This is a genomic window from Streptomyces sp. NPDC046876, assembly GCF_040645035.1.
In the GTDB taxonomy this organism is placed as follows: Bacteria; Actinomycetota; Actinomycetes; order Streptomycetales; family Streptomycetaceae; genus Streptomyces.
On sequence record NZ_JBEYXK010000130.1, the window covers coordinates 1 to 10,072 of the forward strand.

A 10,072-nucleotide genomic window follows, 5' to 3' on the forward strand; every position below is an offset into this window, starting at 1 on the left:
TTCAACGGCCGCTCAAGATGCTCATCGAAGGCCGCGCACACCTCGTCCAGCGCACCCGCGAACACCGGGTACTGCGCATACAGCTCGCGCCCCATGCCCGCCCGCTGGCTGCCCTGCCCCGTGAACAGGAAGGCCGTCTGGCCGCCGACCGGGGAGCCCGCGATCGGGGCCGCGCCCGCGGCGACGGCCTCCAGGCCGGCCAGCAGCCCGTCGCGGTCGGCGGCCACCACGGCCGCGCGGTGCTCGAAGGCGGCGCGCTGGGTGGCGAGGGCCGTGGCGACGGCGTGCTCGTCCCACCCGTCCGCGGGGGCGGAGTCCAGGGACTCGCGCAGCTGCGCGGCCTGTTCGCGCAGGGCCTCGGGGGTCTTGGCGGAGACCAGCCACGGCACCACCGGCAGGACGGCCGGGGCAGGAGCGGTCTCAGGCTGCTGCGCCGGGGCCTCCTCCACGATGACGTGGGCGTTCGTACCGCTGATGCCGAACGACGAGACGCCCGCGCGCCGGACCCGCTCGCCGTCCGCGGGCCAGTCCCGGGCCTCGGTGAGCAGCCGGACCGTGCCGGCCGACCAGTCGACGTGGCTGGTCGGGGCGTCCACGCCCAGTGTCTTCGGCAGCCGCTCGTGCCGCAGCGCCTCGACCATCTTGATGACGCCGGCGACACCGGCGGCGGCCTGGGTGTGCCCCAGGTTGGACTTCACCGAGCCCAGCCACAGCGGCCGGTCCTCCGCCCGGTCGCGCCCGTACGTCGCGAGCAGCGCGCCCGCTTCGATCGGGTCGCCGAGCCGGGTGCCGGTGCCGTGCGCCTCGACGGAGTCCACGTCGGCGCCGCGCAGGCCGCTGACGGCCAGGGCCTGCTCGATCAGGCGCTGCTGGGCGGGCCCGTTGGGGGCGGTGAGGCCGTTGCTGGCGCCGTCCTGGTTGACGGCGGAGCCGCGCAGGACCGCCAGGACCCGGTGGCCGCGGCGGCGGGCGTCACTGAGCCGTTCCAGGACGAGCATGCCGGCGCCCTCGGCCCAGCCGGTGCCGTCGGCGGCCTCCGCGAAGGGCTTGCAGCGGCCGTCGGGGGCCAGGCCGCGCTGCCGGCTGAACGCGGTGAACGTGCCGGGGCTGGACATGACCGCGACACCGCCGGCGAGGACGAGGGAGCACTCGCCGCTGCGCAGGGCGGCGGCGGCCAGGTGCAGGGCGACCAGGGAGGAGGAGCAGGCGGTGTCAACGGTGAGGGTGGGGCCCTCGAGGCCGAGGGCGTAGGCGACGCGCCCGGAGATGACGCTGGTGGCGCTGCCGGTCAGCAGGTAGCCCTCGTACCCCTCGGGTGCCTGGTGCAGCAGCGGCCCGTACTCCTGCGGCTCGGCGCCGACGAACACGCCTGTGCTGCTGCCGCGCAGCGCGTGCGGGTCGATGCCCGCGCGCTCCAGGGCCTCCCAGGAGGTCTCCAGCGTCAACCGCTGCTGGGGGTCCATGGAGGCGGCCTCGCGGGGGCTGATGCCGAAGAAGTCGGCGTCGAACTCGGCTGCCCCGTACAGGAATCCGCCTTCGCGGGCGTACGTCTTGCCGGGCGCGTCCGGGTCCGGGTCGTACAGGTTCTCGACGTCCCAGCCGCGGTCGTCGGGCAGGGGGCCGATCGCGTCGCCGCCGGCGGCGACGAGCTCCCACAGCTGCTCGGGCGAGGCGATGCCGCCCGGGTAGCGGCAGGCCATGCCGACGACGGCGAGCGGCTCGTCGGCGGCCGCGGCCGCGGCGCCGCGCAGCGTCGCGGGCACGGCGGAGCCGTCCGCGTCGCCGGCGGCGGCGTCGATGCCGAGGACGTCCCACAGCAGGCGGCGGGCCAGGGCCCGCGGGGTGGGGTGGTCGAAGGCGATGGAGACGGGCAGGTCGACGCCGAGGGCGTCGCCGAGCCTGCGGTGCAGGTCGACGACGGCCAGTGAGTCGAAGCCGAGGCGCAGGAACGGCAGGTCCGCGTCGAGCGGCCCGGCCGGTTCCCGGCCCGCCTTGCGCAGGGCCGCGTCCGCCTCCTGCCGGACCACCGCGAGCAGTCGACGGAGCTGCTCGCCCTGCGCCAGCCCGGACAGTTCGGCGGCGAGCGGCGACAGGGACGGGGAGGGGGAGGGGGAGGATGCGGATGCGGTCATGTCACCGGGCTCCAGTGTCGATTTCTGCGCGGGAGGTGATCAAACGAGAGGCGGAGACCACCTCGCCGTCGCGGAGGAGGAGCTCCGCCGGGGCCGGACGGCCCAGGAAGAGCAGCAGGCTGGCGGTGGGGCCGTACGCGCCCACGTTGGGGACGGCGAGTACGTCGCCGGGGACGGGCGCCGGGATCCGGGCGGCCTTCGCCAGCTGGTCGCCGGGGGTGCACAGCGGTCCGGCCAGCACCACGTTCGCCAGCTCGGGGCCGCCGTCGGCGCCGCCGTCCGGGCCCCCGTCCGTACCGCCGGAGCGCGGCTCGACGGCCAGCGGCAGCAGCCGGCCCAGTCCAGCCATGCCGCCGAGGGTGTTGATGCCGGCGTCGAGGATCGCGAACGTCTTGCCGCGACTGTGCTTGACGTTGGTCACGGTGGTCAGGAGCCGCCCGCAGTCGCCCGCCAGGTAGCGGCCCGACTCGCAGGCGATCTCGAGCGAGCCGTCCCGCCAGCGCGGCAGGTGCTCGTCGAGGGCCTTCTCCAGCGCGGTGCGCAGCAGCGTGTACACGGGCCGCTCGCCCGGCACCGAGTAGGGCGCGGCGAATCCGCCGCCGATGTCGAGGACCTGCAGCGGCAGGCCGTACTCGCGCTCCAGGCGGGCCGCGGACTCGATGGTCGCCGTGAACTCGGCGATCAGGCTGTCCTCGTCGCGGGAGTTGCTCAACGGGAAGAAGTGCGCGCCGACGACCCGGGTGCCGGGTACGGCCAGCAGCCGGGGCATCAGCTCCGGCAGGGTCTCGGCGTCGATGCCGAACTGCGAGGGCGTACCCGTCATCCGGATGCTGGTGGTGGCCGCGGCGGCCGCGCTGTTGACCCGTACGAGGACCTCGGCGACGGCGCCCAGGGCGGTGGCCTGTGCACCGAGGCGCTCCAGGTCGCCCAGGGACTCCACGGAGAAGGTCCGTACGCCGGCGGCCAGGGCGGCCGTCATCTCCTCGGCCGTCTTGCCGGGGCCCGAGTACAGGATCCGGCCGGGCTCCTGGCCCGCTTCGAGGGCGTTCGCCAGCTCGCCCGGCGAGCACACCTCGGCCCGGCAGCCGCCCGGGCCCTCGGCGAGGGCCCGGACCAGGCCGGGGTGCGGGTTGGCCTTCAGCGAGTAGAACAGGGTGAACGACTCGGGCAGGGCCTCGCGCAGCGCGTCGCGGGCGGCGACGGCCCGGTCCAGGTCGTACACGTACAGCGGGGAGCCGTGGCGGGCCACGAGCTCCCGGTCGCCGGGCCCGGTCACTTGGAGCCCTCCAGCAGTGCGGCGAGCTGCTGCTTGGCGTTCTTGCCGTTGGAGGTCAGCGGGAACTGCTCGATCACCTTGCACATCGCCGGGACCTTGACGGTCTCCAGGCGCTGGGCGAGCTCGCGCAGGACGCCCTGCGGGGTGACCGTGTCCGACTCGATGAAGATCATCAGGTCGCGGTCGGCGGTCGGCTTGAGGGCGGCCGCGTTGCGCACGCCGGGGATGTCCATGGCGGCGGCCTCGATCTCGATCGTCGACACGCGCATGCCCTTGCGCTTGAACATGTCGTCGCGGCGGCCCTCGAAGTAGAGGTAGCCGTCGGCGTCGACGCGGCCGTAGTCGCCGGTGTGCAGGCGCGTGGTGCCGGTGGCCGGATCGGTGCGGAAGGTCTTCTCGGTGATCTCGGGCAGCCGCCAGTAGCCGGCCATGACGTGCGGGCCGGTCACGGTGATCTCGCCGCTCTCGCCCGCCGGGACCTCGCGGCCGTCCGCGTCGAGGATGGCGATCTCGGTGCCGGGGATCGGCTTGCCCGAGGAGCCCGGGCGCTCGTGGTCCTCGGCCGGCGGCATGATCGTGATCCGCTTGCACTCCGAGATGCCGTACATCCGGACGACCTTGGCCTCGGGGAAGCAGCGCCACAGGCCGTCGATGATGCGCTGCTCCAGGGCGGCGCCGGTGCTGGTGAACATGCGCAGCTTCGTCGGGCGCGGGTCGCGGTCGGCGAGCCGGATCAGCGGGCCGCCGAGCGAGGGCACCAGCGGCAGCACGGTGGCGCCGCTCTCGCGGATCAGCAGGTGGAGCTTGGAGTCGGCCTCGCCGTCGGCCAGCACCAGTTCGGCGCCGGACAGGCAGCACAGCAGCACCTGGAAGAGGCCGTAGTCGAAGGAGAGCGGGACGCGGACGAAGACGGTGTCGTCGCTGCGGTAGCCCAGGACGGCGTTGATGGACGCCGCCGCGAAGGACATCTGCGCGTGCGGGCAGATGATGCCCTTGGGGGTGGCGGTGGAGCCGGAGGTGTAGATGAGCACGGCGGGCTCGGTGACCGGGTGGTCCTGCTCGGCGTCCGGGATCACCGCGGTGTGGTCCAGGTCGGCCCAGATCGCGCCGATCTCGTGGACGGGCCGGTCGGTGAGGGCGGCGACCTTCTCCCCGAAGCCGTCGGTGACGACGACCAGGCGCGGCTCGCAGTTGGCGATGACCGCCCGCAGGTGGAACTCCTTCATCTCGGCGCTGATCGGCACCAGCGCCGCCCCGCAGCGCGAGGCCGCGTACAGCAGGGCGACCGTCTCGCGGATGTTGGGCAGCCGGGCCACGATCCGGTCGCCCGGGCGCACGCCCTGGCGGCGCAGCCAGTCGGCGGCCGCGTGGCTCTGCCGGACGAGGGCCTCCCAGGTCCAGGCGTCCCGGGAGTCGCGCACGGCGATCTGCTCCGGGCGCGGGGCCGCGGAGGCGTCGAGCAGCTGGTGCAGCAGGCGGGCTGCGGGGGTTTCGGTGGGCTGGTCGGCCACGGACTTCTCCTTGTCAGACAATCGCCGGGCGGCGGGGCTGCGGGGCGGCGGGCAGGTCACGACTGAGCGGCGTCACGACTGCGCGGCGCGGGCCCTGAGGGCGGACCGGTCGATCTTCCGGTTGGCGTTCATGGGGAACTGGTCCACGTGCTGGATCAGCCGCGGCACCAGCGCCTTGGGCAGGGCTGCGGTCAGCTGCCGGGCCAGGTCGGCCGGGCGCTGCGCGGTGCCGGTGTAGAAGGCGGCCAGTTCGCTGCTGCCGCCGGCGGGGACCGCCACGGTGACGGCGTCCTCGATGCCGGGCAGCCGGCGCAGGGCGTGGCTGACCTCGGACAGCTCCACCCGCCAGCCCTGGACCTGCACTTGGTCGTCGGCGCGGCCGAGGTAGCTGATCTCGCCGTCCGCGTACCGGCGCACCCGGTCGCCGGTGCGGTACCAGCGCCGGCCGGCGTGCGTCAGGAAGCGGCCCTCGTCGTGGGCGGGGTCCAGGTAGCCGGAGCACATCTGCGGCCCCGTGATGCACAGTTCGCCCTCGGCCGCGCCCGAGCCGTCGGGCTCGGCGAGGGAGCCGTCGGGGGCGAGCAGCAGGTGGTCCAGGGCGGGGTGGACTGCGCCGATCGGGACGATGTCGTTGACGTAGCGCTCGTCCGGGGTGGCGGGGGACAGCACGTGCGCCGTGACCGTGATGGTGAGCTCGGTGGGCCCGTACAGGTTCTCGACGGTGGAGTGCGGGGCCGCGGCCCGCCATTCCTCGGCGTCGCCGCGCAGCAGCGGCTCGCCCGCGAACAAGGAGCGCCGCAGCGTCGGGAACGCGCCCGGTGCGAGCGCGCCCGAGCGGCGGGCCAGGGCCACCGAGCCGGGGGTCGCGAACCAGACGGTCATGCCCTCGGCGGCGAAGAACTCCGGCAGCGACCGGTACGCCGACAGCGGCAGCGGCACGACGCAGCCGCCCGCGCCCCAGGCGCAGAACAGGTCGAACATCGCGCAGTCGAAGGTGAGGTCGAAGGTCTGCGAGAACACGTCGTCGGGCCCGAAGCCGTAGCGCCCGTCCAGCGTCGTGAAGTAGCTGTCGGCCGCCCGGTGGGTGGTCGGTACGCCCTTGGGCTCGCCGGTGGAGCCGGAGGTGAACAGGATGTACGCGACGTCGTCGGGGGCGGCGCCGAGCGGGGCGCCCAGGGCCTCCTCGCGCGGCGCCCGGGTGATCACACCGGGGGCCTCGGGGGCGCCGACGGCGAGCACGGCCAGGCCCGGCACGCCGTACCCGGCGACCAGGCGGGCCCCGGCCGCGTCGGTGACGACGGCCTCGGCGCGCGAGGCGCGCAGCACGGCCGCGTTGCGGGCGGCCGGGAAGCCGGGGTGCACGGGGACGGCGGTGGCGCCCAGGTAGAGCGCGGCGAGCAGGCCGACGTACGCCTCGAAGCTCTTCGTCGCGAGGACGGCGACACTGCGCGGCGCCCGGCCGCCGTGGGCGGCGCGCAGGGCGCCCGCCCAGGCCAGGGCCGTGGCATGGGCCTCGGCGTAGCTGACGGCGCCGGTGCCGGGCAGCCGGAACGCGGGCCGGTCGGGGCCGGCCGCCAGACCGCGCAGGAACCGGCCGTGCAGGGTCCCCTCCAGGGACGGGACGGCGGATCCGGCCGGCGCCGCCGACTCCGGGGATATGAGGGTCATTTCAGGCCACGCTCCTGACGCGCAGGGCGGCCCGCGGGTCCGCGGCCACCACCTCGAAGTGCTTGACGGCGCCCTCGACCCGGCCGAACAGGGAATCCGGGCCGGCGATCACCAGCCGCTCCACGCCGCGCCCGCGCAGCGCGCCCAGTACGGCCGGCCAGTCGACGGGCTGCACGAAGTGGTCGAGCAGCATCGCCCGCAGCTCCTCCGCACCGGTCAGCTCCCGGCCGTCCTGGTCGGCGAGGACCGGCAGCCGCGGGGCCCGCAGCGGCAGCGCGTCGATCACCTCACGGGCGGCGGCCGCGCGCAGCCCGGTGAACAGCGAGGAGTGCATCGGCGGGCGCATCGTGTACAGCGGCAGCGAGCGGATCGCGCGCAACTGCCGCTGGAACTCCTCCAGGTCCCGCTCGTGCAGCGAGATCATCTGGAAGCCGTCGTCGAGCAGGCACGACACCTCGTGCCAGATCCCGCGCGCCGACATCGAGGCCAGCAGCTCGGCCAGCGGGCCGGCCGGCGCCCGTACGAAGGACTGGGTGACCACGTCGCGGTGCTCCGCGGCGAAGTAGGCGGCGGTGCACCGGGCCAGACCCGCCGTCATGCGCACCGCGTCGGGGAAGTCCAGCGCTCCGGACCAGCCGATCAGCGGCTTCTCGCCGAAGCTGGGGCCGGCGCACACCACCGGCTCGGCGCCGAGCTCGTCGGCCGCCCAGTCGGCGAGCGCCGTGCAGGCGACCATGAAGGCCACCTGGGCGGCCTCGGAATAGGCCTCCTCGGAGGTGCGGAACGCCTCGAAAAGGCCGTAGCCCAACGCCTCGTCGGCCTGGCCGAGAAGCTCCTTGGCACGGGAATTCATCAGGAGGAAGCGGCCGAGCTCCTTGAAGGTGACCGGGCCCATTCCGGGAAACACCATCGCCGTGGTCATCGCAGAAACCTGTCTTGTCGCGAACTGGCGTCGTCCGCACCTTTCTAGGTCCTGCCCAGGGCCCGACCAACCCCTATCCCGCCCCGTGCGCCACCCTTAACCGGCCACCGGTAGGGGTGGCGGCCGCACCCGTGCACACGGCGGCCCCGGACCCGGACACAGCACCGCGACGCCGCCGTCCTCCTCGAGGACTGCGGCGTCGCGGCACCGGAGCGGGACCCGCGGCGCTTTACCTGGTCGGCTGGGCGTGGCCCTGCCGGGCGCGGACCACGGCGGGGTAGCGGATCGTGAACATCACCGGGATCACGAAGGTGACCACCTTGATGGCGATGGCGATGGCGGTGGCCTTGGGGTCCCAGTCGATCAGCAGCCACAGCAGCACGGCCGCGGCACCGAACGACAGCCCCCAGACCAGGGTGATGACGGTGTTGGTGCGGTGGAAGACGGGGGACTTCCACACCTCCTTGGGCACCATGGTGCGCGCGATGCCCAGCGTGAAGGGCTTCGCGATCAGCAGCGAGCCGAAGGCGGTGGCGGCCAGCCACACGTCGACGAGAGCCGGGCCGTAGGGGATGAGGGAGGAATCGGGCTGCTTGTAGGAGAGCCAGGTGATACCCGCGAAGAACACGGCCGCGCTCAGCTCGATCACCATCTCGTCCCACTTCTTGCCCGAGCGGTTGCCCTTGAACAGCACGATCAGGGCAATCGCCAGTCCCCATTGGGCACCGCTGCGCCACTCGTCGCTCGTGGCGATGCAGGCGTAGGCGATCCAGGGAGCGAAGCTGATCAGATAGCGGGTCATGGAAAGCTCCTTTCTTACCGTCCATTGCGTCAGTCCCGCCTAAGACGGCGCTAAAGCGGACGGTCCGCCGGGTCGCGCCGCACCGGCCGCGCCCCAGGCCGGCGGGCGGCGGCCGCAGCACGGCTTTAGCCCCTCCCAAGCCACCGCCTGCACGTTCTGGCGGAAATTCACTTCGCAACGCTGCCGTCCCCGCTGGAGGAACGTGTGTCCCGTCGACTGTTCACTTCGGAGTCGGTGACCGAGGGCCATCCCGACAAGATCGCCGACCAGATCAGCGACGCCATTCTCGACGCCCTGCTGGAGCAGGACCGCTCCGCCCGCGTCGCGGTGGAGACCCTCATCACCACCGGCCAGGTCCACATCGCGGGCGAGGTCACCACGACCGCGTACGCCGACATCCCCGCGATCGTCCGCAAGACGATCCTCGACATCGGCTACGACTCCTCCGCCAAGGGCTTCGACGGCGCCTCCTGCGGCGTCTCGGTGTCCATCGGCGCGCAGTCCCCGGACATCGCGCAGGGCGTCGACACCGCCTACGAATCGCGCGTCGAGGGCGAGGAGGACGAGCTCGACAAGCAGGGCGCCGGCGACCAGGGCCTGATGTTCGGCTACGCCTGCGACGACACCCCCGAGCTGATGCCGCTGCCGATCGCCCTCGCGCACCGGCTGTCGCGCCGGCTGGCCGCCGTGCGCAAGGCCGGGCGGCTCGCCTATCTGCGGCCCGACGGCAAGACGCAGGTCACCCTGGAGTACGACGGCGACCGGCCGGTCCGGCTCGACACGGTCGTCGTCTCCACCCAGCACGCCGCCGACATCGACCTCGAGACCCTGCTCGCGCCCGACATCCGCGAGTACGTCGTCGAGCCGGAGCTCGCGGCCCTCGACCTCGACCTCGACACCGAGGGCTACCGGCTGCTGGTCAACCCGACCGGGCGCTTCGAGATCGGCGGCCCGATGGGCGACGCGGGCCTGACGGGCCGCAAGATCATCGTGGACACGTACGGGGGCTACGCCCGGCACGGCGGCGGTGCGTTCTCGGGCAAGGACCCGTCGAAGGTGGACCGTTCGGCTGCCTACGCGATGCGCTGGGTCGCGAAGAACGTCGTCGCCGCCGGACTCGCGCGCCGCTGCGAGGCGCAGGTCGCGTACGCGATCGGCAAGGCCGAGCCGGTCGGGCTGTTCATCGAGACCTTCGGCACCGAGACCGTCCCGGTGGAGCGGATCCAGCAGGCGGTCTCGGAGGTCTTCGACCTCCGACCGGCCGCGATCATCCGGGACCTGGACCTGCTGCGGCCGATCTACGCCGGCACCGCCGCGTACGGCCACTTCGGCCGCACCGCCGAGGCCTTCACCTGGGAATCCACGGACCGAGCGGACAAACTCCGCGCCGCCGCCCACTCCTGACCCCGCCCCTGGCCCCTGGGCTCGGCCCCGATCCCCGGCCCGGGGGGCTCACCCCCGTCCCCGGCATTTCAGCCCCGCCGGCGTTTGAGGCGCGGGGTCTGGGGCGGCGCCCCAGCAACCCGGCCGTACTTTCGAAGACGAGGGTCGGCAATCTCAGCCCCGCCGGCGTTTGAGGCACGAGGTTTGGGGCGGCGCCCCAGCAACCCGGCCGTACTTTCGAAGACGAGGGTCGGCAATCTCAGCCCCGCCGGCGTCTGAGGCGCGGGGTTCGGGGCGGCGCCCCGAGGAACCCGGCTCCGCCGGGCAGGGGGGGGGGCCCCCCCCCCCCCCCCGCCCCCCCCCCCCCGCGGGGGGGGG

The 10,072-nt window shown here is 73.9% G+C and carries 6 protein-coding genes and 1 pseudogene; 1 reads left to right on the forward strand and 6 read right to left on the reverse strand.

Annotation, left to right across the window (positions count from 1 at the left end; translation table 11 throughout):
• The 6 genes and pseudogenes from ABZ924_RS34980 to ABZ924_RS35005 all read right to left on the reverse strand — a co-directional run.
• Window positions 1-2,090: pseudogene (locus ABZ924_RS34980) on the reverse strand (beta-ketoacyl synthase N-terminal-like domain-containing protein); the annotation flags it as partial.
• A 43-nt stretch (window positions 2,091-2,133) separates the two neighbouring features.
• On the reverse strand, window positions 2,134-3,408 hold the full coding sequence (locus tag ABZ924_RS34985) for a type III PLP-dependent enzyme (protein ID WP_361919148.1): 1,275 nt from the start codon (window positions 3,406-3,408) through the stop codon (window positions 2,134-2,136).
• Window positions 3,405-4,919 (reverse strand): AMP-binding protein, encoded by a 1,515-nt coding sequence (locus ABZ924_RS34990; RefSeq protein ID WP_361919150.1) that lies wholly within the window; start codon window positions 4,917-4,919, stop codon window positions 3,405-3,407. Before ABZ924_RS34990 ends, ABZ924_RS34985 begins: the two co-directional genes overlap by 4 nt.
• 72 nt (window positions 4,920-4,991) lie before the next feature.
• Window positions 4,992-6,587 carry an AMP-binding protein gene (locus ABZ924_RS34995; protein WP_361919152.1) on the reverse strand — a complete coding sequence of 532 codons (1,596 nt, stop codon included), beginning with the start codon at window positions 6,585-6,587 and terminating at the stop codon, window positions 4,992-4,994.
• A 1-nt stretch (window position 6,588) separates the two neighbouring features.
• Window positions 6,589-7,509: an ACP S-malonyltransferase gene (locus ABZ924_RS35000; protein ID WP_361919154.1), complete on the reverse strand. Its 921-nt coding sequence runs from the start codon at window positions 7,507-7,509 to the stop codon at window positions 6,589-6,591.
• A gap of 229 nt (window positions 7,510-7,738) precedes the next feature.
• Window positions 7,739-8,311, reverse strand: a complete 573-nt coding sequence (locus ABZ924_RS35005) for a hypothetical protein (RefSeq protein ID WP_361919156.1) — start codon at window positions 8,309-8,311, stop codon at window positions 7,739-7,741.
• Between the two features lie 204 nt (window positions 8,312-8,515).
• Between ABZ924_RS35005 and metK the strand changes: the two genes are divergently transcribed.
• Window positions 8,516-9,715, forward strand: a complete 1,200-nt coding sequence (gene metK, locus ABZ924_RS35010) for a methionine adenosyltransferase (protein ID WP_361919158.1) — start codon at window positions 8,516-8,518, stop codon at window positions 9,713-9,715.
• Window positions 9,716-10,072: the final 357 nt, after the last annotated feature.

What these genes read in the sequence shown, in the direction of transcription:
- ABZ924_RS34995 (WP_361919152.1), bottom strand. Translation starts at nt 6,587, where the DNA reads ATGACCCTCATATCCCCGGAGTCGGCGGCGCCGGCCGGATCCGCCGTC.
- ABZ924_RS35000 (WP_361919154.1), bottom strand. Translation starts at nt 7,509, where the DNA reads ATGACCACGGCGATGGTGTTTCCCGGAATGGGCCCGGTCACCTTCAAG.
- ABZ924_RS35005 (WP_361919156.1), bottom strand. Translation starts at nt 8,311, where the DNA reads ATGACCCGCTATCTGATCAGCTTCGCTCCCTGGATCGCCTACGCCTGC.